The organism is Halomonas pelophila, assembly GCF_040196315.1.
Taxonomy (GTDB): Bacteria; Pseudomonadota; Gammaproteobacteria; order Pseudomonadales; family Halomonadaceae; genus Halomonas; species Halomonas pelophila.
This window is the reverse complement of record NZ_JBEGCI010000017.1, coordinates 43,227-70,078: the sequence shown is the minus strand read 5'-3', so window position 1 is coordinate 70,078 and position 26,852 is coordinate 43,227. Positions and strand designations below refer to the sequence as shown.

General features: G+C 69.5%; 20 protein-coding genes. 10 read left to right on the top strand and 10 right to left on the bottom strand.

The genetic code is table 11. From position 1 onward, the window contains the following. The coding region (locus ABE957_RS16160; RefSeq protein WP_349759698.1) for a hypothetical protein at nucleotides 1–182 on the top strand (182 nt) is incomplete at its 5' end. A gap of 182 nt (nucleotides 183–364) precedes the next feature. Here the strand turns inward: ABE957_RS16160 and ABE957_RS16155 are convergent. The 5 genes from ABE957_RS16155 to ABE957_RS16135 all read right to left on the bottom strand — a co-directional run bounded on the left by ABE957_RS16155 (nucleotide 365) and on the right by ABE957_RS16135 (nucleotide 8,192). Further along, nucleotides 365–2,104: a hypothetical protein gene (locus ABE957_RS16155; protein ID WP_349759697.1), complete on the bottom strand. Its 1,740-nt coding sequence runs from the start codon at nucleotides 2,102–2,104 to the stop codon at nucleotides 365–367. Nucleotides 2,105–2,393: 289 nt separating this feature from the next. Then, nucleotides 2,394–5,240, bottom strand: coding sequence for an FAD-binding and (Fe-S)-binding domain-containing protein (locus ABE957_RS16150; RefSeq protein WP_349759696.1), 2,847 nt, complete (start codon nucleotides 5,238–5,240; stop codon nucleotides 2,394–2,396). Then, a complete protein-coding gene (locus ABE957_RS16145; protein ID WP_349759695.1) occupies nucleotides 5,237–5,926 on the bottom strand; it encodes a LutC/YkgG family protein in 690 nt (229 codons plus the stop codon). Before ABE957_RS16145 ends, ABE957_RS16150 begins: the two co-directional genes overlap by 4 nt. Continuing rightward, entirely contained in the window at nucleotides 5,923–7,440 is a 1,518-nt protein-coding gene (locus ABE957_RS16140; protein ID WP_349759694.1) for a LutB/LldF family L-lactate oxidation iron-sulfur protein, read from the bottom strand. The genes ABE957_RS16145 and ABE957_RS16140 overlap by 4 nt, the downstream gene beginning before the upstream one ends. Further along, nucleotides 7,437–8,192: a (Fe-S)-binding protein gene (locus tag ABE957_RS16135; RefSeq protein WP_349759693.1), complete on the bottom strand. Its 756-nt coding sequence runs from the start codon at nucleotides 8,190–8,192 to the stop codon at nucleotides 7,437–7,439. Before ABE957_RS16135 ends, ABE957_RS16140 begins: the two co-directional genes overlap by 4 nt. 349 nt (nucleotides 8,193–8,541) lie before the next feature. Between ABE957_RS16135 and ABE957_RS16130 the strand changes: the two genes are divergently transcribed. Genes ABE957_RS16130 through ABE957_RS16120 form a run of 3 tightly spaced genes read left to right on the top strand, consistent with a single transcriptional unit; the run spans nucleotide 8,542 to nucleotide 12,614 of the window. Next, entirely contained in the window at nucleotides 8,542–9,315 is a 774-nt protein-coding gene (locus ABE957_RS16130) for a GntR family transcriptional regulator (protein ID WP_349759692.1), read from the top strand. A 10-nt stretch (nucleotides 9,316–9,325) separates the two neighbouring features. Further along, entirely contained in the window at nucleotides 9,326–11,239 is a 1,914-nt protein-coding gene (locus ABE957_RS16125) for a sensor histidine kinase (protein ID WP_349759691.1), read from the top strand. Further along, nucleotides 11,232–12,614: a sigma-54-dependent transcriptional regulator gene (locus ABE957_RS16120; protein WP_349759690.1), complete on the top strand. Its 1,383-nt coding sequence runs from the start codon at nucleotides 11,232–11,234 to the stop codon at nucleotides 12,612–12,614. The genes ABE957_RS16125 and ABE957_RS16120 overlap by 8 nt, the downstream gene beginning before the upstream one ends. Here the strand turns inward: ABE957_RS16120 and ABE957_RS16115 are convergent. The 3 genes from ABE957_RS16115 to ABE957_RS16105 form a co-directional block, all read right to left on the bottom strand. Beyond that, a complete protein-coding gene (locus tag ABE957_RS16115; protein WP_349759689.1) occupies nucleotides 12,590–13,261 on the bottom strand; it encodes a metal-dependent hydrolase in 672 nt (223 codons plus the stop codon). The two genes, ABE957_RS16120 and ABE957_RS16115, sit on opposite strands and share 25 nt — an antisense overlap. Before the next feature lie 80 nt (nucleotides 13,262–13,341). Then, nucleotides 13,342–13,890 (bottom strand): gamma carbonic anhydrase family protein, encoded by a 549-nt coding sequence (locus ABE957_RS16110; protein WP_349759688.1) that lies wholly within the window; start codon nucleotides 13,888–13,890, stop codon nucleotides 13,342–13,344. Between the two features lie 56 nt (nucleotides 13,891–13,946). Further along, on the bottom strand, nucleotides 13,947–15,287 hold the full coding sequence (locus tag ABE957_RS16105) for a sodium-dependent transporter (protein WP_349759687.1): 1,341 nt from the start codon (nucleotides 15,285–15,287) through the stop codon (nucleotides 13,947–13,949). A gap of 105 nt (nucleotides 15,288–15,392) precedes the next feature. Here ABE957_RS16105 and prlC point away from each other — a divergent pair, with 105 nt between their 5' ends. The 5 genes from prlC to ABE957_RS16080 all read left to right on the top strand — a co-directional run bounded on the left by prlC (nucleotide 15,393) and on the right by ABE957_RS16080 (nucleotide 23,181). Further along, nucleotides 15,393–17,441 carry an oligopeptidase A gene (gene prlC, locus ABE957_RS16100; RefSeq protein ID WP_349759686.1) on the top strand — a complete coding sequence of 683 codons (2,049 nt, stop codon included), beginning with the start codon at nucleotides 15,393–15,395 and terminating at the stop codon, nucleotides 17,439–17,441. 188 nt (nucleotides 17,442–17,629) lie between these two features. Then, nucleotides 17,630–17,875, top strand: coding sequence for a YheV family putative zinc ribbon protein (locus tag ABE957_RS16095; RefSeq protein WP_349759685.1), 246 nt, complete (start codon nucleotides 17,630–17,632; stop codon nucleotides 17,873–17,875). Nucleotides 17,876–17,882: 7 nt separating this feature from the next. Beyond that, nucleotides 17,883–19,601 carry a Na/Pi cotransporter family protein gene (locus ABE957_RS16090; protein ID WP_349759684.1) on the top strand — a complete coding sequence of 573 codons (1,719 nt, stop codon included), beginning with the start codon at nucleotides 17,883–17,885 and terminating at the stop codon, nucleotides 19,599–19,601. A gap of 306 nt (nucleotides 19,602–19,907) precedes the next feature. Beyond that, the gene (locus tag ABE957_RS16085; protein WP_349759683.1) at nucleotides 19,908–20,906 is read left to right on the top strand and encodes a TAXI family TRAP transporter solute-binding subunit; all 999 of its coding nucleotides are present in this window, start codon (nucleotides 19,908–19,910) and stop codon (nucleotides 20,904–20,906) included. Between the two features lie 88 nt (nucleotides 20,907–20,994). Next, complete coding sequence (locus tag ABE957_RS16080) at nucleotides 20,995–23,181, top strand: TRAP transporter permease (protein ID WP_349759682.1); 2,187 nt, start codon at nucleotides 20,995–20,997, stop codon at nucleotides 23,179–23,181. A 305-nt stretch (nucleotides 23,182–23,486) separates the two neighbouring features. Here ABE957_RS16080 and metF read toward each other — a convergent pair whose 3' ends face one another. Beyond that, the gene (gene metF, locus ABE957_RS16075; RefSeq protein WP_349759681.1) at nucleotides 23,487–24,335 is read right to left on the bottom strand and encodes a methylenetetrahydrofolate reductase [NAD(P)H]; all 849 of its coding nucleotides are present in this window, start codon (nucleotides 24,333–24,335) and stop codon (nucleotides 23,487–23,489) included. 140 nt (nucleotides 24,336–24,475) lie between these two features. On the opposite strand from metF, the gene ABE957_RS16070 reads away from it, so the two are divergent. Beyond that, nucleotides 24,476–25,414: an AEC family transporter gene (locus ABE957_RS16070; RefSeq protein WP_349759680.1), complete on the top strand. Its 939-nt coding sequence runs from the start codon at nucleotides 24,476–24,478 to the stop codon at nucleotides 25,412–25,414. 22 nt (nucleotides 25,415–25,436) lie between these two features. Here ABE957_RS16070 and ahcY read toward each other — a convergent pair whose 3' ends face one another. Continuing rightward, the gene (gene ahcY / locus ABE957_RS16065; protein ID WP_349759679.1) at nucleotides 25,437–26,846 is read right to left on the bottom strand and encodes an adenosylhomocysteinase; all 1,410 of its coding nucleotides are present in this window, start codon (nucleotides 26,844–26,846) and stop codon (nucleotides 25,437–25,439) included. Nucleotides 26,847–26,852 lie beyond the last annotated feature (6 nt).

Below are 26,852 nucleotides of genomic sequence, written 5' to 3'. Positions count from 1 at the left end.
GGGAATTTTCAAAGCGTCTTCGAAAAACCCAAGTGGAAACAAGCACTTCTGCCACCATCACCGCCTGCAACGTTTGCCCGTTGCCGGCAGCGGATGCGTACTTTACGGATTTCCCCGGAGCCGTGCAAGGCCTGAGTGAAGAAAAATGTCAGAGCCGTGTTCCGGCCGTGACGGCGCGGTGACCGACACGCCAATCGCGCCTTATCCACACCGCCTTGCATCGCCTCTGTAACACGACCGACTGTGGATAGATGAGCCGCTTTCCGAAGACACGAACGCCCGCACAGGGCGGGCGTTCGTGACGGGTCGAGCAGAGAGCCCAGGCGGCTCTCGTGACGAGGACGCTTTCAGTTTACCAATGGGCTCAGCTGCCAATGGCCAGGCGTACCCGACCACCATTGCTCTCGTAGGCACTCACCTCGATCTCGTAGGTGCCGGGTTCGAGGTGGCGATGGATCCGTGACCCGTCGCCCAGGTCGGCGGCGTCGTCGTTCTGTTCACTGACCCCGTTGCCCGTCAGGCCGAGGACGGTATCCACCGCGCCCGACGTGCTTTCGATGACGACGTCACGGGGCGCGTCCAGGACCAGACGGTAGGTCAGGCTCAGGCCGGGACTCAGTTGGCCATAGACCACCTCGCCGGTCGCCACCTCTCCCCCGTTGCTGATGCGCCCCTCGAAGGCACGCTGCTCGGAGCGCAGCCGATAGGCGCCGGTGCCGCTATAACTCTCCACGTCCAGACGATACTCGCCGGGCTGGAGCATGGTGGTGATCCGGGAGTTGCGATCGCCGCCGCCGTCGTCGTCGCGAAGGTCGATGCCGTTGCCGTACAGCCGCAGCACGGGATCGAAAGAGCCGGACTCCAGGGCCAGCTCCACTTCTCCGACCTCATCGACCTCAAAGCGATACGTATTACTCGTGCCCAGCCCGGAGAGGTGGCCGCCGAGACTCTGGCCCGGCGTCAGCGTCCCGCCGTTGCGCAGCTCGTCGTCGAGGGCGTCGAGAGACAGTTCCAGTGCGTACTCGCCGTGCTCCTCACCGTAGCCGCTCACCTCGACGCGATATTCGCCGGGCATGAGCACGGTCTGCAGCCGCGAATCGGTCGCGTTACCCCCATCGTCGTCGACCAGATCGCTGCCCTCTCCCGCGACACGCAGCACGGTATCGAAGGCCGATGAGCGCAGCGCCAGCATCACGTTGGTGGGCTCCTCGATGCGCAGCGTATACGCATTGCTGGAGGCCGCCAGGAGACTGCCGGTGATGCGGTCGCCATCGCGTAACGGCCCCGCGTTGCGACGGCCATCGGCCAGATCATTGAGCTCGGCGTCGAGACGATGGACGCCGCCGGTGCTCAGCAGGTGGCGCTCGCACGCCTCGCCCGACGTCTCGACCGCCATCTCGCCCCGCTCAACCATGACCCGGTACTCGCCGGCGTCCAGGTAGGTGTCCAGGCGCCGTTCGCCGGGTGCGCAGGCGCGGGCCTCTTGGCTGACGCCGTCGCCGACCAGGCGCAGCCCCACGCTGGCGTCGCCGGAGAGGGCCAGTTCGATCCAGGCGGGCGCCTCCAGCGTCAGGGGATACTCGGCCGTGTCGTCCTGCAGCCGCCCGACCAGCGGCCGGCCGGTCTCGAGTTCGGTCGCGGCCGAGGCCGGCTCGGCCACCAGCTGGTAGGGCCCGAAGGCGCCGCCGTCCTGGCCGCTGACGACCACCAGGGTGCAGGCCTCGGCGGAGGCCATCAGCGCCGAGCGCTCGCCGCCGGCCTGACTCGCGACGCTACCCAGCCACCGTCCCTGCTCGTTGAAGGCCGACAGGCGAGCGGCGAAGGGAGCCTCGAGCTCATAGCGCACCAGCGATGATGCCGAGTCGCCGGCGTCACTGCACAGCCAATGGGCGGCGACGCGCGTGCCGTCGCTGAGATTGACGTCGCTCGAGGAGGTGAGCTCGCCGGCGATGTCGCTGCCGAACGCGGCCTCGGGGGCGGAGACGAAGCGCGCCTCTTCCTCGGCGCAGCCGGCCAGCAGGACCAGGCCGGCGACACCGGCCAGCAGACGATGGGGGCGGTGAACCGCATGACCGGACGCCTTCCGGATTGCTTGAACTACCACTCGAAGTCTCCCTACGTAAGTATCTGTCTCTGTCGCACCCATGCGACGAGGCGAAACTTTAGCGGAAAACGATAGAAAAAGGGACGCGCTCGGTAAGAGGTGCATCGAACCGATGCGCTCGGGCGGGCCGCAGGCGCCATCGGTTCGCGCCTGGGGATGTCCCGCGTCTCGATGGGTTCCCTGACCAGCAGGGCGTTGAGGGCATGTCGCCGGCCCCGCCGTGAATCACTTAGGGATCAGGACGGAGCCCCGGCTCCCCCGGGGCGCGCACGCCCGCCGGGAGAACCGCTCAGGGCGCGCCGCTGGCCCGATCGAGCAGCGAGAGGATCGAGCGATAGGGGATGCCGCCGTGCTCGGTCAGGCCGATCTCGCAGGTGCGCGAGTTCGAGTAGCCGGCACTGCAGTCGGCCACCTGCTCGGCCAGCCCCGCCAGCGCGGAGGCATTCAGCTCCGGCGTATTGAAGCCCTTGTCACCGGCGAAACCACAGCAGGTGATCTCCGCCGGCACCACGACTTCCCGGGCACAGGCCCTCGCCAGGCCGACGAACTTGTCGGCGAGCCCCATGCGAGTGCTCGAGCAGGTCACATGCACGGCGACCCGCTCGTCCACCGGCGTGACGTCGAGCCGGGGCAACAGGTGATCATGCGCAAAGGCGACCGGCTCCAGCATCTCGAGTCGCTCGTCGAGGTACTCCCGCATCTGCAGGGTGCAGGGGCTGGTGTCGCAGAGCACCGGATAGCGCCCGTTCTGGCTCGCCACCAGCAGTTCGCGGTTGAGCTCACGCCCCTTGTGGGTCGCTTCCTCGAACTGCCCCTTGGACTGGAAGGCCATGCCGCAGCAGAGGTGGCCGATCATCTCCGGGAGAATGACCTCGTAGCCGGCCTTGTCGAGCAGTGCCAGGGTGATCTCCATCACCGAGCGCTTCTCGGCCGCGTCGTCATGGTCGGCGCCGAAGATGCGGGTGGCACAGGAGGGGAGGTAGACCACCTTGTCCCGCGAGGCATCGCCCGACGACACCCGCTCCAGCACCCGAATCGAGGCCGCCCTGGGCAGGGCCGGGCTCCACTGGGGCAGGCGATTACCGCTCAGCCGTCGCGCCCCGCCACTGGCCTTGGCCATCAGGTCGGTGCCGAGCAGGGTCCTCGCCGCACCGGCCGCGTTGAGCCCGCCCCGAGCCACGCGGGTCGCGCCCGAGAAGTGGCGCCCGATGCGCCGCGCGACCCCGGCCGTGCCAGCGGCCCGCTCGTGGCGCATCCCGCGCACCAGGTCGCCGGTATTGATGCCCACCGGGCACTGGGTGGAGCAGAGGCCGTCGGCGGCGCAGGTCTCGTCACCCGCATAGCGATAGTCCTCGCGCAGGGCGGCCAGGCGCGTCTCGTCCTCGGCGCTGCGCGACTCGCCCAGCGCCTCGAGCCTCGCCAGCTCCCGGGCGATGACGATGCGCTGACGCGGGGTCAGCGTCAGGTCCTTCGACGGGCAGACCGCCTCGCAGAAGCCACACTCGATGCACTTGTCGACGATCTCATCGGCCGCCGGCAGGGGCTTGAGGTTCTCCAGGTGCAGGGTCGGGTTGCGGCTGAGGATGACCTCGGGGTTGAGCAGGTTGCCGGGGTCGAAGAGCGCCTTGATCTCCCACATCAGCGCATAGGCGTCGGGCCCCCACTCCAGCTCCACATAGGGCGCCATGTTCCGCCCGGTGCCGTGCTCGGCCTTGAGCGAGCCGCCGTACTCCACGCCGACCAGCTCGGCCACCTCGTCCATCAGCGCCTGATAGCGCTCCACCTCGCCGGGCTTCTCGAACCCCTGGGGGAAGACGAAGTGCAGGTTCCCCTCCAGGGCGTGGCCAAAGAGGATGGCGTCGCGGTAGCCGTGGCGATGGAAGATATCGGTGAGCGCCAGCACGCCCTCGTCGAGACGCTCGATGGGAAAGGCCACGTCCTCGATGATCACCGTGGTGCCGATCTCGCGCACCGCCCCCACGGCGGGAAACAGTCCCTTGCGGATCTTCCAGTAGAGGGCGTAGGTCTCGGCCTCGCGAGTGAAGGTGACCGGCTCGAGGGTCTGGATGCCCTCGAGGGTCGCCTGTACCGCCTGCATGCGCGCCTCGAGCTCGGCCTCGTCGTTGCCGCGCACGTCGACCAGCAGCGCCGCCGCGCCCTCGGGCAGCGTCTTCAGCACCGCGGGCATGCCCGACTGGCCCTGCACCGAGCGCAGCGCGGCGCGGTCCATCAGCTCCACGGCGGAGACCGGCGCCTGCTTGAGCGCGATGGTCGCGCGGCAGGTCGTGCCCATGTCGGGGAAGAAGGCCAGGGCCGCGGCCTTGAGGGGCTCGTCGACCACGGTGTCGTAGGTGATGGTGCTGATGAAGCCCAGGGTGCCCTCGGAGCCGATCATCAGGTGCTTGAGGATCTCGATGCCGTCGTCGAAGTCGACCAGGCTGTTGAGGGCATAGCCGGTGGTGTTCTTGAGCCGGTACTTGTGGTGGATCTTCTCGGCGAGGGCCGCGTTGCCTTGCGTCTGGGCGGCCAGGCGCTCGAGACCGGCCAGCAGCTCGCCGTGGGAGGCCCGGAAGTCGGCGACGCTGTCGGCGTCGGCGGTATCGAGCAGGCTGCCGTCGGCCAAGATCACGCGCAGGTCGCGCACCGTGCGGTAGCTGTTCTGGGCGGTGCCACAGCACATCCCCGAGGCGTTGTTGGCGGCGATGCCGCCGACCATGCAGCTGGCGATCGAGGCCGGATCGGGCCCGATCTTGCGACCGAAGGGCGCCAGCAGCTGATTGGCCCGGGCCCCGATGACCCCGGGCTGCAGGCGGATCGCCCGCCCCTCATCGAGCACCGCATGATCCCGCCAGCCGCGGCCGAACTGGATCAGCACCGAGTCGGTCACCGCCTGGCCGGAGAGCGAGGTGCCGGCGGCGCGAAAGGTCACCGGCAGCCGACGCGCCCGGCATTCCGCCAGCGTCCGCTGCAGCTCCGACTCGCTCTCGGGACGCACCACCAGCCCCGGAATCAGCCGGTAGAAGCTGGCATCGGTGCCGTAGGCCAGGGTGCGCAGCGGATCATCGATCAGCCGCTCGGCGGGGATCGACGCCGAAAGCACCGCCTTCAGGTCGCGCCAGGTGCTCGCCTCCGTCATGCCGTGGCTCCCGTGTCTCCCGCCGCGGTGCCGGCGTGGCGGACCAGCACGATCAGTTCCCGCGGGCCGTGGACGCCGTAGGCGAGGGTCTGCTCGATGTCGGCCGTCTTGCTCGGGCCCGAGATCAGCAGGGCGTTGGTGGGCATGCCGCCGGCCCAGCCGTGGGTCTCGATGACCTCGAAGAAGGTGTCCTCGATGGCGTCGGCCTCCAGCACGGCGATATGCACCGGCGGCACCAGGCTGAGCTGGCGCGGCTCGTCCGGGGTCGGCCAGAGCCACAGGCTGCCGGTCTCGGCGATCGCTCCGCCCACCGAGGTCAGGCCGACCTCGACCCGGTCGAACTGCTCGCGCTGCCAGGCCTCGATGTCGCGATCGACGTCCACCAGCTCGACCTCGGTATCAACCAGGGCCGCGCGCGCCTCGGCGGCCACCGGATGCTCGCGCCCCAGTGCCAGGCGCTTGACGCCCTTGTCGGAGAGCAGCCGCGCCAGCGCCTGGGTCCAGTCGTCCTGGGTGGTGTGCACCACCTCGCCATGCACCGAGGTGATCAGCCGCTCGAAGCGCGCCAGGCGCTCCTCGGCGCTCCAGCCGCGCCGGATCATGACGTTAAAGTCGCTCTCGGGAGCGGTGAGCGGGCCGTCGGCGCGCTCGCGCAGCCGCTTGAGGATGGTCTCGCGCGCACTCATGAGCCGTTGTCTCCCTTGGTGTTCCCGGCGTGCTTGCCGGTTTCCCCGCTCGGCCCCTGGTCGACGGCCTTCGCGGCCCGGTGCCGCTTCACCAGGGCGTGCAGCGAGGTGCCGGCCGGCTTGGGCGCGCTGCGATAGTCGGTCCAGACGCCGAGCCTCGAGGGCGCCAGCGCCCGGAGCTTGCCGGCCACCGCCGTGCCACCCCGCCAGGCGGCGGGATGGGTGGCCAGCCACTGGAAGCCCTTCCAGGCCGCGACCTCCTTGCGGGTGCGCTTCGCCCCGGCGCCGGGCACGTTGCCGCGCCCCTCGCCTACCGACTCCTGGCGCAGGCGCACCAGCAGGTCGGGAATCGGGATCTTGACCGGGCAGACCTCGCCGCAGGCGCCGCACAGGCTGGAGGCCGTGGGCAGGTCCTTGGTCTCCTCGAGCCCCATCAGGTGCGGCATCAGGATGCTGCCGATGGGGCCCGGATAGGTGGTGCCGTAGGTGTGGCCGCCGACCCGGGTGTAGACCGGGCAGTGATTCATGCAGGCGCCGCAGCGGATGCAGCGCAGGGTGTCGAGCAGCTCGTCGTCCTGGTAGATGTTCGACCGGCCGTTGTCGACCAGCACCAGGTGCACCTCCTCGGGCCCGTCGTGCTCGTCCGACTGGCGCGGCGCGCTGATCATGTTGAAGTAGGTGGTGACGTGCTGGCCGGTGGCCGAGCGGGAGAGCAGGGCGTAGAGCGGGGGCACGTCGCGCAGGTGCTCGACCACCTTCTCGATGCCGGTCACGGCGATGTGCACCGGCGGCACCGTGGTGGTCATCCGGCCGTTGCCCTCGTTCTCCACCAGGCACAGCGTGCCGGTCTCGGCCACCGCGAAGTTCACCCCCGAGATGCCGACGTCCGCCGCCATGAAGCGCTCGCGCAGCTGGGAGCGGGCCGCCGCGGTCATGGTATCGACGTCCCGGGTCCGCTCGATGCCGGTCTTGTCGTGCATGATGCCGGCGATCTCGTCGGTGTTGAGGTGGATCGCCGGCATGATGATGTGCGAGGGGGTCTGCTCGTTGAGCTGCACCAGGTACTCGCCGAGGTCGGACTCCAGCGCCTCGATGCCCGCCGCCTCCAGATGGGCGTTGAGGTGCATCTCCTCGGTGACCATCGACTTGCCCTTGATCACCGCCTTGGCCTCGCGCGCTTCGCAGAGTTCGCGGATGATCCGGCAGGCCTCGTCGCCATCCTCGGCCCAGTGCACCCGGATGCCGTTGGCCTCGCAGTTGGCCTCCAGCTGCTCGAGCAGGTCGGGCAGCTTGGCCAGCGCGCGCAGCCGGATATTGGCGCCCAGCTCGCGCAGGGTCTCCAGATCCCAGTCGCCGAAGACGTCGCGACGCTTGTCCATCAGCCCGTCCATGGCCTTGCGGAAGTTGGCCCGGATCTGGGGATTGCCCAGGGCGTCATGGGCCTGGCGGTGGAACTCGCGGGGCGTGTAGGTCTGCACCGTCGGGGTCTGTACGGTGGGGGTCGCGTCCGTCATGAGGTCCTCCGCCACAGGTAGCTGGCGATGTGTTCGCCGGTCACGGCCTTCTTCTGATGTTCGAAGCGCCCGCCGATATTCATCAGGCAGCCGCAGTCGGAGGTGACGAAGCGCTCGGCACCGGCCGCCTCGATGGCCAGGGTCTTGTCCTCGACCATCGCCGCGGAGACCTCGGGATGGCGCACGGCGAAGGTGCCGCCGAAGCCACAGCACTCGGCGGGGCGAGCCTGCTCGACCAGCTCGACCTCGCCCAGCTGGGCGAGCAGCGCCGGGCCGGTCTCGGCCAGCCCCATCTCGCGACGGGCGCTGCAGGAGGTATGCATGGCTACCTTCTCCGGCGCACCGCGATCATTGAGCTTCAGGTGACAGACGTGCACCAGGAACTCGGTCAGCTCGAAGACCCGCCCGGCGACCTCACTGGCCTGCGCTTCCTGGCCGGTGCCGGCGAAGAGCTGGGGATAGTGGGTGCGCATCATGCCGCCGCAGGAGCCGGAGGGCACCACGATCGGCCAGGGCTCGGGGAAGAGATCGAGCTGGGCCGCCGCCACGGCACGCGCCTCGTGCTTGTAGCCCGAGGTATAGGCCGGCTGGCCGCAGCAGGTCTGATCCTCGGGGAAGAGCACCTCGATGCCCTCGCGTTCGAGCAGGCGAATGCCATCGAGGCCGGCCTCCGGATAGAAGAGGTCGACCAGGCAGGTGCCGAAGAAGTAGACCTTCTCGGGCTTCGGCGGGTAGAGCTTGACTGGCGTCATGGGCAGGGTCCTGGGCAGCGCACGGATCTTTGCAGCGCCGCGCTGAGCTCGTTGATCCAGACGGTGGTCATCCAGACGTTGGTAAATTGGTAAAACCAATTGACTCTAAGGTATTGACGCACAGTATGAGGCGCCGACCACAGTGTCAAACCTGACACCTCCAGTGGACAGCTTCCGCCCCCTATACTTTGGTATACCCCTTTCAACGCCTGAGCTAAGCACTTGACGAGGCGAAGGAAATATCACGCCGCCGGGACGCTCGAGGAGGCACGTTGATCGCCACGTTTGGTAATACCAATTCGTCCCCTTTACCATGCCGGTTCTCGCCACGCATTACGGAGCGCCCACCATGGCCTACCACCCCGTCCAGCAGCCGCGCCTCGCCGACGTCATCACCGAGCGGCTGGAGGCCCTGATCCTCGAGGGCAGCCTGCGGCCCGGCCAGCGCCTGCCGCCGGAGCGCGAGCTGGCCGAGCGCTTCGGCGTCTCGCGGCCTTCACTGCGCGAGGCCATCCAGAAGCTCTCGGCCCGCGGCCTGCTGACCAGCCGCCAGGGGGGCGGCACCTTCATCAGCGAGGAGCTCAACAGCGGCTACAGCGACCCGCTGCTGGAGATGCTCGCCCGTCACGGCGAGTTCCACCTCGACCTGCTGGAGTTCCGCGATGCCATGGAGGGCATCTCCGCCTACTACGCCGCGCTGCGCTCGACGCCCACCGACAAGGCGCTGCTGATCTCGCGCTTCGAGGAGCTCGAGGCCTGCTTCAAGGGCCACGACCCGGTGCTGGAGGCGCGCGCCGACGCGGCCTTCCACATGGCCATCGCCGAATCGGCCCACAATGTCCTGCTGCTGCACACCATCCGCGGGATCTTCCACCTGCTGGAGAAGAGCATCGTCGACAACCTGGCCCACCTGTTCGAGAAGGCCGAGTCGCGGCCGCGGCTGATGGAGCAGCATCGCGCCCTGCTCGACGCCATCCTCGAGGGACGCGCCGAGGATGCCCGGGCCCGGGCCCACGAGCACCTGGTGTTCGTCGAGGAGAGCCTGCTCGAGGTCGAGCGCGCCGAGACCAGGGCCCAGCGCGCCCTGCGTCGGTCCCAGGTCATGCCCGGCGACGCCCACTGAGGCCCCGGTCATGCCGACATCGCCTCGCGGCCGCGGCGTTCGCCGCCTGCTCTGGGTGCTGGTCCCGCTGGGGCTGGTGCTCGCCATGTGGCAGGCCGCCCAGCTGGCCCGCGACCAGGCCCTGGCGCAGCTGCGCCAGGACGCCGAGAACGAGCTGCGGCTCTCCGCCGAGGGCCTGGTCGGCCACCTGTCGCGCCACGACTACCTGCCCGAGCTGCTCGCCTCTCGCGAGATGGTCCGGCGCTTCCTGGCCGCCCCCGACGCCCAGGACGCGATGCCGCTCAACCGCCTGCTGGACCGTTTCCGCGCCACGGCCGGGGTCTCCGACATCTACCTGCTCGACCGCCACGGCGACACCCTGGCGGCCAGCAACTGGCATCGCCCCAGGACCTTCATCGGCCAGAACTACGCCTTTCGCCGCTACTTCCAGCAGGCGATCGCCGGGCGTCCCGGGCGCTTCTTCGGCCTGGGCGTGCAGTCCCGCGAGCGCGGCTACTACTTCTCGGCCCCGGTGTGGCTGGAGGACACCGACCCCGACGCCACGGCCGATGGCGTCATGGTGGTAAAGGTGCTGCTCGACACCGTGGAGGCGGGCTGGGCCGAGCAGGACGCCGAGCTGCTGGTGATCGACGGCGACGACATCATCTTCATGGCGAGCCGCCCGGAGCTGCGCATGAAGGCCCTGCACCCGCTCTCCGACGCGGCGCGCCAGGCGCTGCTGGCGACCCGCCGCTACGCCGACGAGTCCCTCGCCGCCTCCGGCATCACGTTTCTCGACGGCCGCGAGGACGTCGGCCAGCGCATCGCCTTCCAGCACGGCCCCCTGGCCGACACCGAGTACCTAGGGCTGTCGCGCGCCATGCCGGCCTTCGGCTGGCGGATGCAGATCCTCACCTCGCTGGCCCCGGTGACCCGGGCGCAGTGGCTCGCCGCCCTGCTCGCTGGCGGCCTCTACGGCGTGGTGGTGCTGGCCGGCGGCATCGGCTGGCAGCGCCTGCGGCTGCGCCGCGAACGCGAGCAGTTCGCCGAGCGCGAGCGCCGCACCCTGGCTCGGGCCCGCGACGAGCTGGAGCGCAACGTCCAGCGCCGCACCCGCGACCTGGTCGAGACCAACCAGCGCCTCTCCGGGGAGATCGAGGAGCGCCGGCTCGCCGAGGAGCGCCTGCGCCAGACCCGCGACGAACTCATCCAGGCCGCCAAGCTCGCCGTGCTCGGCCAGCTCGCCGCCGGCATCAACCACGAGCTGAACCAGCCCCTGGCGGCGATCCGCGCCTACGCCGAGAACGCCAGCGCCTTCCTCGAGCGCGGCCGCCCCGAGGCGACGAGCGACAATCTGGCGCAGATCATCGAGCTCACCGAGCGCATGGCGGAGATCAGCGCCCAGCTGCGCCAGTTCTCGCGCAAGAGCGGCGACCGCCCCACCGGCGTGTCGGTCCCGGCCTGCTTCGACTATGCCCTGCGCCTCTTCCAGTCGCGGCTGCGCGAGAGCGGCGTCGCGGTCGAGCGCGACTGGCCCGAGGCCGAGACCTGGGTGCGCGCCGACCTGGTGCGCCTGGAGCAGGTGCTGGTCAACCTGATCGGCAACGCCCTGCAGGCCATGAGCCAGACGCCACAGCCGCGGCTGCGCCTGATCATCGAGCCGGACGAGGAGAGGGTGCGCATCCGCGTGGTCGACAACGGCCCCGGCATCGCCGCCGAGCACCTCGGGCAGATCTTCGAGCCCTTCTTTACCACCAAGTCGCCGGGCAGCGGCCTGGGGCTCGGCCTCTCGATCTCGGCGCGCATCATCGACGACCTGGGCGGCGAGCTGAGCGCGGACCGGGCCACCGGCGGCGGCGCCCGCTTCACCATTACCCTGCCCCGCGCTGCCGGCCCCGACGGCACCGGCGAGCCACGGACCACGGAGCACGATACCCATGCATGACCCGGCGAGCCTCCCGGTGATGATCATCGACGACGAGGCGCACCTGCGCATCACCGCCGGCCAGACCCTTGAGCTTGCCGGCTACGCCCCCCAGGCCTTCGACACCGCCGAGGCCGGCCTGGCGGCCCTGACCCCCGACTTCCCCGGGGTGATCGTCAGCGACATCCGCATGCCCGGCATGGACGGCATGGCCCTGCTGCGCGAGGTGCGCGGTCGCGACCCCGACCTGCCGGTGATCCTGATCACCGGTCACGGCGACATCTCCACCGCCGTGGAGGCGATGCGCGAGGGCGCCTGGGACTTCCTCGAGAAGCCCTTCCCCGGCGAGCGCCTGGTGGAAATGGTGCGCCGCGGCGTCGACAAGCGCCGGCTGAGCCTGGAGAACCGCGCCCTCAAGGCCGAGCTGGAGGCCCAGCAGTCGGCGCCGGGTCCGCGCCTGGTGGGCCGCACTCCGGCCATCCAGCGCCTCGCCTCGATGGTCCAGCGCATCAGCCAGGTCGAGACCGACGTGCTGCTGTTCGGCGAGACCGGGGCCGGCAAGGACCTGGTGGCCCGCGCCATCCACGAGCGCAGCCGCCGCAGCGGCCGCCCCTTCGTGGCCATCAACTGCGGCGCGGTGCCCGAGAGCATCATCGAGTCGGAGCTGTTCGGCCACGAGAAGGGCGCCTTCACCGGGGCCGTGGAGCGACGCATCGGCAAGTTCGAGCACGCCGAGGGCGGCACGGTATTCCTCGACGAGATCGAGTCGATGCCGCTGGCCCTGCAGGTCAAGCTGCTGCGCGTGCTCCAGGAGCGCTCCGTCGAGCGCCTCGGCGCCAACGTGCCGGTGCCGCTGGATATCCGCGTGATCGCCGCCACTAAGGTCGATCTCAAGGCCGCGGCCGAGGCGGGGCGCTTCCGCGAAGACCTCTACTACCGGCTCGAGGTGGTCACCCTGCCGATCCCGCCGCTGCGCGAGCGCCGCGAGGACATCCCGCTGCTGTTCCAGCACTTCGCGGTGGTGGCCGCCAACCGCAGCGGGCTGGAGGCGCCGCCGCTGGACGCCGGCGGCGTCTCGGCGCTGCTCGCCCACGACTGGCCGGGCAACGTGCGCGAGCTCAGGAACCTCGCCGAGCGCTACGTGCTGCTCGGCGCCACCTGCGACTACCGCCTCGACGCCCTGCTGCGGGGCGTGGGAAGCGAGAGCGGCGACCTGGCGCTGCCCCGGCAGGTGGAGCTGTTCGAGAAGAGCCTGATCGACCAGGCGCTGGCCCGCCATCGCGGCCGGGTCAGTGAGGCCTGCGAGCAGCTCGGCCTGCCGCGCAAGACCCTCTACGACAAGCTCAGGAAGTACGACCTCAAGGCCGAGGACTACCGCCAGAGCGAGGCGCCCTGAACGAGCAGCTCGCGCAGCGGACCCAAGGGCGGCAGCCAGGGCGCGAGACTCACCGCCACCATCAGCATCGCCAGGGAGTTGCCCGGCTCGCGCCAGTCGAAGGGCTTGAAGGCCGTGCCGAAGGAGCGCTTCAGGCGCGCGCCGGTGAGATCGACGCTGTAGAGCTCGTCGAGCAGCAGGTGGATGACGAAGCCGAGGGCCAGGGCGGCGCCCTGGGCCCAGGCGAGGTGGTCGGGCTGGCCGAACAGCCGGTGGCTCAGCGCGGTGGTGCAGAGCCCGCACAGCCCGGCCGCCAGCAGCGAGTGCCAGAGACCGCGATGGACGGTGAAGCGGGCGAACAGCGCCCCGGCCAGGAAGCGCACGGCGAGGTAGATCGCCCCGCACACCATCAGCAGGGTGCCGACGGGCAGCCGCGCCTGCAGCAGCAGGGCGCCGACCACCACCGCGGGCACGGCCAGCAGGTGGAAGATCAGGCGGATCGCCCTGGAGCGGTCGGCATCGATGTCGGGCAGGATGCCACCGAGGGTCACCAGCGCCAGCAGCGGCAGGCTCTCCACGGCGCCCCAGAGGCCCGCCTGCCAGCCGCCATGGGCCAGCACGGCGCCGCCGGCGGCGGCCACGCCGAGGTGGGTTCGAAAGTTGGCCATGCCGGGGCGCGCCCCTCGATTACTGGATAAATGACCAGATTATCGCGCGGCCCGACAACGGAAAACAATGGGTTAGAGAATCATTCCGCGGCGGCCAGGTACTCGTCCTTCAACTTTACATAGTTGCCGGCGGTGTAGGGGAAGAAGGCGCGCTCCTTCTCCTTGATCGGCCGCAGCGCCCTGGCCGGGTTGCCGGCGTAGACGTGGCCGCTCTCCAGGCGCTTGCCGGGCGTCACCACGGCCCCGGCGGCGATGATCACCTCGTCCTCGACCACCGCGCCGTCCATCACGATGGCGCCCATGCCGACCAGGATGCGGTTGCCCAGGGTACAGCCGTGCAGGATCGCCTTGTGGCCGATGGTCACGTCGTCGCCGATGGTCAGCGGGAAGCCATCGGGGTTGAAGTCGCTGGCGTGGGTGATGTGCAGCACGCTGCCGTCCTGCACGCTGACCCGCGCGCCGATGCGGATGCGGTGCATGTCGCCGCGGATCACCGTCATCGGCCACACCGAGCAGTCATCGCCCAGCACCACGTCGCCCAGCACCATGCAGGCCGGGTCGATGTAGACCCGCTCGCCCAGCTGCGGTTCATGGCCCTGCCAGGGCCGCAGGCACCTTGCCTCGCTCATCGCTCACCTCTTGTCGTCGGGTCGGGTTGTCGAGTCTTGTTGTTGGATCAGGCCGATCAGATCAGTCCGGCTCCCAATACTACCAGCGTCAGCGGGATCGACACCCAGCGCAGCAGCGCGCGCCAGAAGCGGAAGCCGTTGGGGCCGGCATCCAGCGCCCGCAGGGCGGCCTGCTCGGGCATCACCCAGGCGGCGAAGATCGCGATCAAGAGTCCGCCCAGCGGCAGGAAGATCTCCGGCGGGATGGTGCTGACCAGCTCGAAGGGATTCATGCCGAACAGCACCCGGGTCTCGGCCAGGCTCGAGAAGGAGAGCACCGAGAGCATGCCCAGCCCCCAGACCGCGACGCCTACCGCGGCCGAGGCCTGGCCGCGCTTTAGCCCCCAGCCCTGCAGGGTGGCGACCATCGGCTCGGCAAGGTTGATCGAGGAGGTCCAGGTCGCCAGCAGCAGCAGCAGGAAGAACAGCGACAGCCACAGCGGCCCGCCGGGCAACTCGGCGAAGGCCACCGGCAGCGTCACGAACATCAGTCCCGGCCCCTCGCCCGGGTCCATGCCCTGGGCGAACACCACCGAGAAGATGGCGATGCCGGCCAGCAGCGCCACCGCCACGTCGAGCACCGCCACCGCGGCGGCGGCGCGCGGCAGGCTCTGGTGGTCGGGCATGTAGGCGCCGTAGGCCATCAGCGCGCAGGCGCCCACCGCCAGGGTGAAGAAGGCGTGACCCATGGCCTGCAGCATCACCAGGGGCGTCACCGCCGAGACGTCGGGCAGGAACAGCCAGGAAAGCGCCGGGCCGAAGCCGTCGGTGGTGGCGGCATAGCCCGCCAGCACCAGCAGCAGCGCGTAGAGCATCGGCATCAGCAAGTTGTTGAGCTTCTCGAGCCCCTTGGTCACCCCGGCGGCGACCACCAGCATGGTCATCACCAGGAAGAGGGTGTGGTTGAAGGTCAGCCGCCCGGGGTCGGCGAGGAAGGCGTCGAAGCCGGCGCCGATTTCGGCCGCACTGCGCCCGACGAAGTCGCCGTTGATGGAGGCCACCAGGAATTCGATGGACCAGCCCGACACGACCGAGTAGAAGGAGAGGATGCAGAAGACCGTGAAGGCGCCGAACAGCCCCAGCCATCGCCAGTGACGCGACGCCCCGGCCTGGCTGGCCAGGTGGCCGATCGACTGCATGGGACTGCGCCGCCCGGCCCGGCCGACCAGGATCTCGGCCATCATCATCGGCAGCCCCAGCAGCAGCACGAAGGCCACGTAAAGCAGCAGGAAGACGGCGCCGCCGTTCTCTCCGGTGATGTAGGGGAAGCGCCAGATGTTGCCCAGCCCCACCGCCGCTCCGGTCACCGCCACGATAAAGGCACGTCGCGTGCCCCAGCGTTCCAGCGTCTCGTTCATCGGTCACATCCTGCGAGCCTGAAAAGGGCGCAAGCCTAGCATATTGAAAGCCGGCACGACCGCCCGCATCTACGACACATCCATCATTCCCGATCCGAGGTGCGCATGCCCAGCAACCCCTTGCTCGACTCCCACGACCTGCCCCCTTTCGACGCGATCCGGCCCGAGCATGTGGTGCCGGCCGTGGAGGAACTGCTGGCGGAGAATCGCGCCGCCATCGAGGCGCTCGTGGCGAGCGCCGAGCAGACGCCCCCGACCTGGGAGAACCTGGCCGCCCCGCTGGAGGCCCTGAACGACCAGCTGGCTCGCGCCTGGTCGCCGGTCTCGCACCTCAACGGCACCATGAACAGCCCCGAGCTGCGCGAGGCCTATCAGGCTTGCCTGGGCAAGCTCTCCGACTACAGCACCTGGATCGGCCAGCACGAGGGGCTCTTCCGCGCCTGGCAGGCGCTGCAAAACGGTCCGGCCTGGGAGACCCTCGACGAGGGCCAGCGGCGCACCGTGGAGAACGCCCTGCGCGACTTCCGCCTGGCCGGCGTCGACCTGCCCGCCGAGCGGAAGCAGCGCTACGGTGAGATCAAGGCGCGCCTCTCCGAGCTCTCCAACACCTTCTCCAACCAGCTGCTGGACGCCACCCAGGCCTGGCAGCTGGACCTCGCCGACGACAGCCGCCTGGCCGGGCTGCCCGAGAGCGCCCTGGCGACCCTCAAGGCCAACGCCGAGGCCAAGGGCCTCGCCGGCTATCGCATCACCCTGGACTTCCCGAGCTTCTTCCCGGTGATGACCTACGCCGAGGATCGCGCGCTGCGCCGCGAGGTCTACACCGCCTTCGTCACCCGCGCCTCGGATCAGGGCCCTCACGCCGGCGAGTACGACAACGCCCCGGTGATGGAGGAGATCCTCGCCCTGCGTCACGAGCTAGCCGAGCTGCTGGGCTTCGTCGACTACGCCGACTACTCGCTCTCCACCAAGATGGCCGAGTCCCCCGAGCAGGTGATCACCTTCCTCGAGGACCTGGCCGCACGCGCCGTGCCCCAGGCCCGCGAGGAGTACGCCGAGCTTGCCACCTTCGCCCGCGACGAGCTGGGCATGGAGGCGCTCGAGCCCTGGGACGTGGGCTTCGCCAGCGAGAAGCTGCGCGAGGCGCGCTACGCCATCTCCGATGAGCAGCTGCGCCCCTACTTCCCGGCCCCCCAGGTGGTGGACGGCCTGTTCCGGGTGGTCGAGCGCCTCTACGAGGTCAGCTTCGTCGAGGACGAGACGGCGCCCCGCTATCACCCCGACGTGCGCTACTTCCAGATCCTCGAGCAGGGCACGCCCATCGCCGGCTTCTACCTCGACCTCTACGCCCGCGAGGGCAAGCGCGGCGGCGCCTGGATGGACGAGTGCCGGGTGCGCCGCCTGGAGGAGGGCGAGGTCCAGCTGCCGGTGGCCTACCTGACCTGCAACTTCACCCGCCCGGTCGGCGACGCCCCGGCGCTGCTGACCCACGACGAGGTGACCACCCTCTTCCACGAGTTCGGCCATGGCCTGCACCATATGCTGACGCGCCAGACCGTCGCCGACATCTCCGGCATCAACGGCGTGGCCTGGGACGCCGTGGAGCTGCCCAGCCAGTTCATGGAGAACTTCTGCTGGGAGCGCGAGGGCCTGGACCTGATCGCCGCCCACGTCGACACCGGCGAGCCGCTGCCCGAGGCACTGTTCAAGAAGCTGATTGCGGCCAAGAACTTCCAGTCCGCCATGGGCATGGTGCGCCAGCTGGAGTTCTCGCTGTTCGACTTCCGCCTGCACCGGGACAAGGCCGCGCCCTCGGCCGCCGAGATCCAGGCGCTGCTCGACGCGGTGCGCGACGCCATCTCGGTGGTGCCGCGGGCCGACTTCAACCGCTTCCAGAACGGCTTCGGGCACATCTTCGCCGGCGGCTATGCGGCGGGCTACTACAGCTACAAGTGGGCCGAGGTGCTCTCGGCGGATGCCTGGAGCGCCTTCGAGGAGGCCGGCATCTTCGACCCCGAGACCGGGCGGCGCTTTCGCACCGAGATCCTCGAGCGCGGCGGCTCCCGCGACGCCGCCGAGCTGTTCCGCGCCTTCCGCGGCCGCGAGCCCAGCGTCGAGCCGCTGCTTCGCCACAGCGGCATCAGAGCTGCCTGAGACGGCAGCCTGAGCGACCCGACCGCCGGGGCCTCCCGGCGGTCATCCCCATGGAGACGACACAAGTGTCGTCTCCCGCTTTTTACCGGCGCCATCTACCCGCGCTTTCTGCCCGATCTGCGCCGAGGCAGAATGGCAGCACATCCGCGCCGCCTGAACGCGCCATCCCCCATCGACCGGAGCCCTTCATGACCGTCCAGAAACGCTTTATCGCCGGCGCCATCTGCCCGCGCTGCGCCGAGATGGATCGCATCCGCGCCTGGGAGCAGAACGGCGTGCGCTACCGCGACTGCGTCAGCTGCGACTTCTTCGAGCAGCTGCCCATCGAGGACGAGGCGCCCCCCGAGCTCGAGACCCGGGTCAATCGCGAGCGCGAGGAGCAGCAGACCTCCGACCTGCAGACCGTCAAGATCCTCGACCCCAAGGGACGCTGAGGCGCACATGGGCCAGGGAGCGAGCGCGGCCCTCACCGCCCGGCGCCCGATGCTGGAACTGCTCGGGCTCGCCACCGCGGCGGCCCTGCTGGTCGCGCGACTGGACATCGCCACCCTGGCCGCCGGGCTGGGGCTCTTCCTGTGGGGCATGACCCACCTGGAGCAGGCCATCAAGCGCCTCTCCGGCGGCACCCTGGATCGCTGGCTCCATGCCGCCACCCGGCGCACTTCGCGGGCCATCGCCGTGGGCGCCCTGGCCACCGCCCTGGTGCAGTCCAGCTCGCTGGTCACCCTGCTGGCGATGTCCTTCGTCGGCGCCGGCCTGGTGGCGCTGCCGGCCGGCATCGCCCTGCTGTTCGGCGCCAATCTCGGCACCACCACTGGCGCCTGGCTGATCGCCGGCCTCGGCCTGAAGGCGAGCCTCGCCCAGTACGCCATGCCGTTACTGGCCCTGGGGCTGCTGGGCTCGCGGCTGCTGCAGGGCAGTCGCGCCGGCCTCGCCGGCCTGCTGCTCGGCGTGGGCCTGCTGCTGCTCGGCATCGACTTCATGAAGCTCGGCTTCGAGACCTGGCAGGACGGCCTGTCGCTCGACGGCCTGGCCGGCGAGCGCCTCTGGCACTGGCCGCTGCTGGTGCTGTTCGGCGTCACGGCCACCGTGGTCATGCAGTCCAGCCACGCCACCCTGCTGATCACCCTCACCGCGCTGGCCTCCGGCCAGCTGCCCTACCTGCCGGCGCTGGCCATCGCCATCGGCGCCAACATCGGCACCACCGTGACCGCAGTAATCGGCGCCTTCGGTGCCAGCACGGCCGGCCGCCGCCTGGCCGGGGCCCACGTGATCTTCAATCTGGTCACGGCGGCCGTGGCCCTGGCGCTGCTGCTGCCGATGGCCGGGCTGGTGGACCGGATCGCCGAGCTGATCGGGCTCGCCCCCGACGCCTGGCCGCTGAAACTGGCGCTCTTTCACACCCTCTTCAATGGGCTGGGCATCGTGCTGATGCTGCCCTTCATTCCAAGGCTCGCGGCGCGCCTGGAGCGCCTCTTTCCCGAGCCGGCGCGGCTCTCGCCGTCCCAGGCGCGCTACCTGGACGCCACCGCCCTGCAGCACGCCGATACGGCGCTGGCGGCCATCGAGCAGGAGTGCCGGCGCCTGGAGCGACGCACCTACCACCTGCTCGGTTCGGCCCTGCTGGTACCGAGCGGCGAGGTGATCGGCCATCCGCCCAGCCGTGCCGTGATCGAGGCGCCCATCGATCCCGAGGCCTGGTCGCCGGTGAACACGCGCTACCACGAGCGCATCAAGCCGCTGATGGCGGAGATCCTCGACTTCTACTCGCGCATCGACATGCCCCTCACCGAGGCCCAAGAGGCACGCCTCGAGGCCCTCTATGCCCGCACGCTGCGCCTGGTCGAGGCGGTGCGCTTCGGCGAGGTGCTGCAGCGCAGCCTGCTGCGCCATGCCGCGGCGTCGAGCCCCCTGCGCGAGGCCCATGACGACTTGCGCCTGGCCGTCGCCGAGGGCCTCACCCGGCTGGCCAACGACCCGACCGCCGCCGATATCGGCGCGCCCCTCGAGGAGGTCCGCCGCCACTGGCAGCACGAGCTGGCCGAGCGGCTGCGCCACCAGCGCCTGGATCCCTGGCTCGCCTCCTCGCTGATGAACGACCTCCATCAGGCCAGCCGCCTGACCGCCGCGCTGGCCTCGCCCCCCGCCATCGCGGCCTGACCTCCATTGCGCCCCGCCCTGCCGTGCGGATATCCGCACACTTCGAGGCCCGCCCCGTGCGGGATCCCGGCCCCGACGCGCCTGCCTCGCTTCGACCAAGGTCGAACGACATCTTCTTAAATCACTGAATATAAAATAATAAAACCACTCGGGCACGGCGATTGCTGCTGTAGGGGCGTTGATGCCACACCGGCCTGGATCACGGCAGGTCACCCACCCGGTGACCATACTGGGGCCGACGGCATGCAGCACCGGGACCGAACGCCCGGGCACTCAACAAGAGCAACGCCTAACAGGAGATACGCCATGCGCAACGCAACCTCACGGATCCTCGTCGGCACCCTGGCCGGAACGCTGGCCGGCACCCTGCTGGTGACCGCCTCGGCCTCGGCCCAGTCGGATCGCAGCGACTGGCCGGAGAGCTTCACCGTGGGCACCGCCAGCCAGGGCGGCACCTACTTCGTCTACGGCTCCGGCTGGGCCAACCTGATCGCCGACGAGCTCGGCATCTCCGGCGGCGGCGAGGTCACCGGCGGCCCGACCCAGAACATGGCGCTGGTGCATGGCGGCGACGTCGCCCTGGGCCTGACTACCATGGGGCCGGCCGCCGAGGCACTGGCCGGCGAGAGCCCGCTCGCCCCCGGCCTGTCCATGGACAACGTCTGTGCGCTCTTCCCGATGTATGAGACGCCCTTCTCGATCACCGCGCTGGCCGACAGCGGCATCACCTCGATCGACGACATCCCGGACGGCGCGCGCATCGGCTTCGGCCCGGCGGCCTCCACCTCCGACACCTACTTCCCGGCCATGCTCGAGACCCTGGGCGTGGAGTTCGATCGCCGCAACGGCGGCTGGTCCGACCTCGGCGGCCAGCTGCAGGACGGCCTGATCGACGTCATCGCCTTCGCCGCCGGCATCCCGATCCCGGCCGTCAGCCAGCTCGAAGTGCAGACCGACGTCAACATCATCGAGTTCACCGAGGAGGAGCAGCAGACGGTGCTCGAGGCCTTCCCGGTCTCCGAGTTCCAGATCCCGGCCAGCACCTACCAGACCCTCGGAGAGGATGCCCGCGCCGTGTCCATGTGGAACTTCACCATCGCCAACTGCGGCCTGCCGGAGGACTTCGTCTACGAGGTCACCAAGCTGAGCATGGAGAACAACGACCGCATGCGCGACGTCCACCGCAGCGCCGCGACCAGCATCCCGGAGAACATCAAGTACAACAAGGTACTGCCCTTCCACCCGGGCGCCGTGCGCTGGTACGAGGAGAACGGTTACGAGATCCCGGCCGACCTGAAGCTCTGATCTGCTGACCCGACCGGCCCCGTCGCGCCACGAGCGCGGCGGGGCACCGTTCCCTTGCTCCTCCGACAACCCCTCAAGGGTGCCATCCATGTCCCATACCCCCGAATCCCGTGACGACGCCCCGCATGACGACGTCGTCGAGACGGTCAACGCCGAGGGCGTCGACGACGCCGCCGTGGAGTCCAACAGGCGACTCTATACCGGCTGGCAGTGGCTGCTCTTCGGTGCCCTGGCCATCGCCTACTCCAGCTTTCACCTGATCTCGCTGAACGTCTATCCGCTGGAGACCTGGTCGTTTCGCATCGTGCACATCGCCGGCGCGCTGATCCTCGGCTACGGCCTCTACGCCGGCACGCGCTTCGCCGACGAGGAGCACCGCCCCTCGCCCGCCTGGCTCTCCTGGGTGAGCTATGCGCTGCTGATCCCGGCCGTCTATGCCCTGGTGCGGGTGGTGATGATGTACCAGGCGATGAGCGGCGGTGCCATGCGCATCGATCCGGCGATCGAGGCCTGGCACTTCGGCTACCCGCTGATCCTCGCCACCGTGGCCGGCATCCTGCTCTCCTGGAGCTATCGCCAGTTCCGCCACCGCCTGTCGCCGGCCGACCTGGTGCTGATGGTCTGTGCGCTGGCCGTGGCCGGCTACCTGCTGGTGATGTTCAACAGCCCCCTGCGCGCCGCCACCGGCACCTCCTTCGCGCCGATGGGCATCTCCTACGCCGCCATCGCCGGCTCGCTGCTGATCCTCGAGCTGACCCGCCGCGTCGCCGGCCTGGCACTGGTGGTGATCTCCGCCATCTTCCTGATCTACGTCTTCGCCGGCCCCTACCTGCCGGGTTTCCTCGGCTACCCTGGGCTCTCGGTGGGCCGTTTCTTCAGCCAGGTCTACACCGACGCCGGCATTCTCGGGCCGACCACCGCGGTCTCCTCGACCTACATCATCCTGTTCATCATCTTCGCCGCCTTCCTGCAGGCCTCGAAGGTCGGTGACTACTTCGTCAACTTCGCCTTTGCCGCCGCCGGCCGGGCCCGTGGCGGCCCCGCCAAGGTGTCGATCTTCGCCTCGGGCCTGATGGGCATGATCAACGGCACCAGCGCCGGCAACGTGGTCTCCACCGGCTCGCTGACCATCCCGCTGATGAAGAAGGTCGGCTACCCGGCCAGAAGCGCCGGGGCCATCGAGGCCGCCGCCTCCACCGGCGGGCAGATCATGCCGCCGATCATGGGCGCCGGCGCCTTCATCATGGCCGAGATCACCGGCATTCCCTACACCGAGATCGCCGTGGCGGCGCTGATTCCCGCCATCCTCTACTTCCTGTCGATCTACTGCATGGTCGACTTCGAGGCGGCCCGCAAGGGCATGCGCGGCATGCGCAAGGAGGAGATCCCGCTGTTCTCCAGGCTCATCAAGCAGGTCTACCTGTTCGCGCCGATCATCATCCTGATCGCCGCGCTGTTCATGGGCTACTCGGTGATCCGCGCCGGCACCCTGGCCACCGCCTCGGCCGCCGTGGTGAGCTGGTTCTCGCCCCACAAGATGGGCATCCCGGCGATTCTGCGCGCGCTGCAGCTGGCCGGCACCATGGCCATCCAGATCATCGCCGTGTGCGCCTGCGCCGGGCTGATCGTCGGCGTGATCTCGCTGACCGGGGTCGGCGCGCGCTTCTCCTCGCTGCTGCTCGGCCTCGCCGGCGTCAGCCAGCTGCTGGCGCTGATCTTCGCCATGTGCATCTCGATCCTGCTGGGCATGGGTATGCCGACCACCGCCGCCTACGCGGTGGCCGCCTCGGTGGTCGCCCCGGGCCTGATCAACATCGGCATCCAGCCGCTGGTGGCGCACTTCTTCGTGTTCTACTTCGCGGTGGTCTCGGCGATCACCCCGCCGGTGGCGCTGGCCTCCTACGCGGCGGCGGGCATCTCCGGCGACAACGCCATGGGCACCTCGGTGGCCTCGTTCAAGATCGGCCTGGCGGCCTTCATCGTGCCCTTCATGTTCTTCTACAGCCCGGCGATGCTGATGGAGGGCTCCTGGATGCAGATCCTGCGCGTGGGCGTGACTGCGACGCTCGGCATCGTGATGCTGGCCGCCACCGTGCAGGCCTGGTTCTTCGGGCCGGTCAAGGCCTGGCAGCGGCTGGTGATGCTGATCGGCGCCGTATGCATGATCTACGGCGGCATCTACTCGGACGTCGCTGGGCTGGCCATCGGCGCGCTGATGTTCTTCCTGCAGCGCGGCCGCCACGGCGGGGGCGACAAGGCCGTCGCCACCGGCTGAGCGCAGCCCGGCTGAGGGCGGTGAGCGCTGAAACGCAGCGCCCTTGAACGCAACGGGCCCCGCCACTGGCGGGGCCCGTTGCGTTGCGACATAGCAGCGTCAGCCGGTGATGTTGTCGAGGATACCCAGCACCGGCTTCGCCTGGTTGAGGCCGACGTAGAAAGGGAAGTGCAGCCGGCCTGCACGCCCGGCCATGACTCCCTCAACCTGTGATGTTATCGAGGATGCGCAGGCAAGGGGCCGCCTGGTTGAGGCCGACGTAGAAAGGGAAGTGCAGCCGGCCTCCACGCCCGGCCATGACTCCCTCAGCCGGTGATGTTGTCGAGGATGCGCAGGCAGGGGGTCGCCTGGTTGAGGGTATAGAAGTGCAGGCCCGGGGCACCGCCGTCGAGCAGGCGCTGGCAGAGCCGCGAGATCACCTCCTCGCCGAAGGCCGCGATCGCCTCGCCGTCGTCGCCGTAGGCCTCGAGCTGTTTGCGGATCCAGCGCGGGATCTCGGCCCCGCAGGCGTCCGAGAAGCGCGCCAGCTTGGCGTAGTTGGTGATCGGCATGATGCCCGGCACGATGGGCGCCTCGACGCCCAGGGCGCGGGCCCGCTCGACGAAGTGGAAGTAGGCCTCGGCGCTGAAGAAGTACTGGGTGATGGCGAGGTTGGCGCCGGCCTTCACCTTGCGGGCGAAGTTCTCCAGGTCGCGTTCGAAGTTCGGCGCCTGGGGGTGGGACTCGGGGTAGGCGGCCACGGCGATCTCGAAGTGGTCGCCGGTCTCCTCACGGATGAACTCGACCAGCTCGTTGGCATAGCGCAGCTGGCCGACGCCGCTTCCGCCCATGCCGGAGGGCAGGTCGCCGCGCAGCGCCACCAGGCTGTCGATGCCGTCCTCCCGGTAGTGCGCCAGCAGCTCGCGCAGTGCGCCCTTGTCGCTGCCGATGCAGGAGAGGTGCGGCGCGGTGGTGAAGCCCGACTCGCGCACCCTGCGCACGGTATCCAGGGTGCGCGCCTGGGTGGAGCCCCCGGCGCCGTAGGTGACCGAGAAGAAGCGCGGCGCGCGCTCGGCCAGGGCATCGCGGACGCCGAGGAGCTTCTCGCGCCCGGCGTCGGTGTTGGGCGGGAAGAACTCGAAGCTGATCCCCAGCGGGTGTTCCTGCGTGCTCATCGGCTGACCTCATGAAAACGGTGCATATTGAGGCTATTCTGACCCCTGGCCGATCCGCCGACTAATGAAAGATACGCGACGCAACATCAATCCTTTTCATACAGAGACGCGCACGCGACCGCCATGAGCCAAGGAAGGACATGACCTCGATCGACCCCGGCACCCTGATGGGCCCCCTCTGGACGCTGCTCGCCTACATCGGCCTGGGCTGGCTGGCCGCCCGCCGCCTGGCGGTGGACCCGCGCCCCGTCGCCACCCTGCTGATCTACCTGATCGCCCCGCTGACTTTCTTCCGCGGTCTGGTGCTGGGCGGCCCCACGCCCGGCTACCTGCTGCTGACCGCCGCGCTGTTCGCGGTGGCGAGCCTGATCGCGGTGGTCGTCCACCGGCTGGCGAGACACGGCTTCGCCGCCCAGGAGAGCGCCCTGCTGGCCTTCTCCTCCGGCACCGGCAACACCGGCTACTTCGGCCTGCCGGTGGCGCTGGTGCTGCTGCCGCCCCAGGGAGTGACGCTCTATCTCTTCGGCGTGCTGGGGGTGACCCTCTACGAGTTCACGGTGGGCTTCTACCTGAGCGCCCGGGGGCAGTTCTCGGTGCGCCAGAGCCTGACCAAGATCGCCCGGCTGCCGCTGATCTACGCCTTCCTCGCCGCGCTGCTGGTCAGCGGGGCGGACATCACCCTGCCCGACGCGGTGCTGGAGGGACTGGCGGCCTTCCCCGCCACCTACACCCTGCTCGGCATGATGATCATCGGCATGACGCTGGGACGGGTGAGCATTCGCCAGCTCGACTGGCGCTTCATCGGCGCCTGCCTGGCGATCCGCTACGGCTTCTGGCCACTGCTGGCGCTCGCCGGGGTGATGGGGCTCCAGGCGTTCGTCCCGCTGCCGGGCGAGCTGGCTCTGGCGCTGCTGCTGATCGGGGTGGTCCCCATGGCCGCCAACGTGGTGGTGGTGGCCATGGAGCTCGGCATCGCACCGGAGAAGGGGGCCCTGGCGGTGCTGATCACCACCCTGGCCGCGCCGCTGCTGATCCCGTTCTACCTGACGCTGATGATGCGCGTCGCCGGGCTCTCGTGATTCGCCTGGCGACCGCGCGCCATCAGTAGCGGTAGGCGTCGGGCTTGTAGGGGCCGTCGACGGCCACGCCGGTGTAGTCGGCCTGCTCCTCGGTGAGGCGCGTGACCACCCCACCGAAGCCCTCGACCATGTAGCGCGCCACCTCCTCGTCGAGGTGACGCGGCAGCACCGAGACGCCGAGGGCATCGCGGCGATCCCCTTCGGGCAGCTCGGCGAAGCGCCCGTCATAGAGGTGGATCTGCGCCAGCACCTGGTTGGCGAAGGAGCCGTCCATCACCCGCGAGGGGTGGCCGGTGGCGTTACCGAGGTTCACCAGGCGCCCCTCGGCGAGCAGGATCAGATAGTCGCGGCTGTCGGGGTCGAACTGGCCCGGCTTGGCGTCGCGATAGATCTGGTGCACCTGGGGCTTCACCTCCTCCCAGTGCCAATGGCGACGCATGTAGGCGGTATCGATCTCGCTGTCGAAGTGGCCGATGTTGCAGACCACCGCGCCCCGCTTCAGGGCCCGGAGCATGGCCGCGTCGCAGGCGTGGATATTGCCGGTGGCGGTCACCACCAGGTCGATGCGCGCGAGCAGCTCGCCATCGATGCTCGCCTCGCCCCGGTTGATCCCCTCCCGGTAGGGCGAGACCACCTCGAAGCCATCCATGCAGGCCTGCATGGCGCAGATCGGGTCGATCTCGACGATGCGCACGATCATGCCCTCCTGGCGCAGCGAGGCGGCCGAGCCCTTGCCCACGTCGCCATAGCCCACCACCAGCGCCTGCTTGCCGGCCAGCAGATGGTCGGTGGCGCGCTTGATGGCGTCGTTCAGCGAGTGGCGACAGCCGTACTTGTTGTCGTTCTTGGACTTGGTGACGGCATCGTTGACGTTGATCGCCGGCACCCTGAGCAGGCCGTCGCGCAGCATCTCCTGCAGGCGATGCACGCCGGTGGTGGTCTCCTCGCTGATGCCGTGGATGGCATCCAGGAGCTCCGGGCGCTTCTCGTGGAGCAGCGCCGTCAGGTCACCGCCGTCGTCGAGCACCAGGTTGGGCGTCCAGCCATCGGGGCCCTCCACGGTCTGCTCGATGCACCACCAGAACTCCTCCTCGCTCTCGCCCTTCCAGGCGAACACCGGGATGCCCGCGGCGGCGATGGCGGCGGCGGCGTGGTCCTGGGTGGAGAAGATGTTGCACGACGACCAGCGCACCGTGGCGCCCAGGTCCACCAGGGTCTCGATCAGCACCGCGGTCTGGATGGTCATGTGGATGCAGCCGGCGATGCGCGCCTCGGCCAGCGGCTGCTGGTCGCGGTACTGCTCGCGCAGGGTCATCAGCGCGGGCATCTCGGTCTCGGCGATGCGGATCTCGCGGCGGCCCCAGTCGGCGAGCGCAAGGTCGGCGACCTTGCAGTCGTTGGTGAGGGGGGCGGATACGGCGGGGTGGTTCATGCGTCA

Bases quoted from the DNA above. Each gene is read 5' to 3' on its own strand.
- ABE957_RS16150 (WP_349759696.1), bottom strand. From the start codon at position 5,240: ATGACGGAGGCGAGCACCTGGCGCGACCTGAAGGCGGTGCTTTCGGCG.
- ABE957_RS16145 (WP_349759695.1), bottom strand. From the start codon at position 5,926: ATGAGTGCGCGCGAGACCATCCTCAAGCGGCTGCGCGAGCGCGCCGAC.
- ABE957_RS16140 (WP_349759694.1), bottom strand. From the start codon at position 7,440: ATGACGGACGCGACCCCCACCGTACAGACCCCGACGGTGCAGACCTAC.
- ABE957_RS16135 (WP_349759693.1), bottom strand. From the start codon at position 8,192: ATGACGCCAGTCAAGCTCTACCCGCCGAAGCCCGAGAAGGTCTACTTC.
- ABE957_RS16130 (WP_349759692.1), top strand. From the start codon at position 8,542: ATGGCCTACCACCCCGTCCAGCAGCCGCGCCTCGCCGACGTCATCACC.
- ABE957_RS16125 (WP_349759691.1), top strand. From the start codon at position 9,326: ATGCCGACATCGCCTCGCGGCCGCGGCGTTCGCCGCCTGCTCTGGGTG.
- ABE957_RS16120 (WP_349759690.1), top strand. From the start codon at position 11,232: ATGCATGACCCGGCGAGCCTCCCGGTGATGATCATCGACGACGAGGCG.
- ABE957_RS16115 (WP_349759689.1), bottom strand. From the start codon at position 13,261: ATGGCCAACTTTCGAACCCACCTCGGCGTGGCCGCCGCCGGCGGCGCC.
- ABE957_RS16110 (WP_349759688.1), bottom strand. From the start codon at position 13,890: ATGAGCGAGGCAAGGTGCCTGCGGCCCTGGCAGGGCCATGAACCGCAG.
- ABE957_RS16105 (WP_349759687.1), bottom strand. From the start codon at position 15,287: ATGAACGAGACGCTGGAACGCTGGGGCACGCGACGTGCCTTTATCGTG.
- prlC (WP_349759686.1), top strand. From the start codon at position 15,393: ATGCCCAGCAACCCCTTGCTCGACTCCCACGACCTGCCCCCTTTCGAC.
- ABE957_RS16095 (WP_349759685.1), top strand. From the start codon at position 17,630: ATGACCGTCCAGAAACGCTTTATCGCCGGCGCCATCTGCCCGCGCTGC.
- ABE957_RS16090 (WP_349759684.1), top strand. From the start codon at position 17,883: ATGGGCCAGGGAGCGAGCGCGGCCCTCACCGCCCGGCGCCCGATGCTG.
- ABE957_RS16085 (WP_349759683.1), top strand. From the start codon at position 19,908: ATGCGCAACGCAACCTCACGGATCCTCGTCGGCACCCTGGCCGGAACG.
- ABE957_RS16080 (WP_349759682.1), top strand. From the start codon at position 20,995: ATGTCCCATACCCCCGAATCCCGTGACGACGCCCCGCATGACGACGTC.
- metF (WP_349759681.1), bottom strand. From the start codon at position 24,335: ATGAGCACGCAGGAACACCCGCTGGGGATCAGCTTCGAGTTCTTCCCG.
- ABE957_RS16070 (WP_349759680.1), top strand. From the start codon at position 24,476: ATGACCTCGATCGACCCCGGCACCCTGATGGGCCCCCTCTGGACGCTG.
- ahcY (WP_349759679.1), bottom strand. From the start codon at position 26,846: ATGAACCACCCCGCCGTATCCGCCCCCCTCACCAACGACTGCAAGGTC.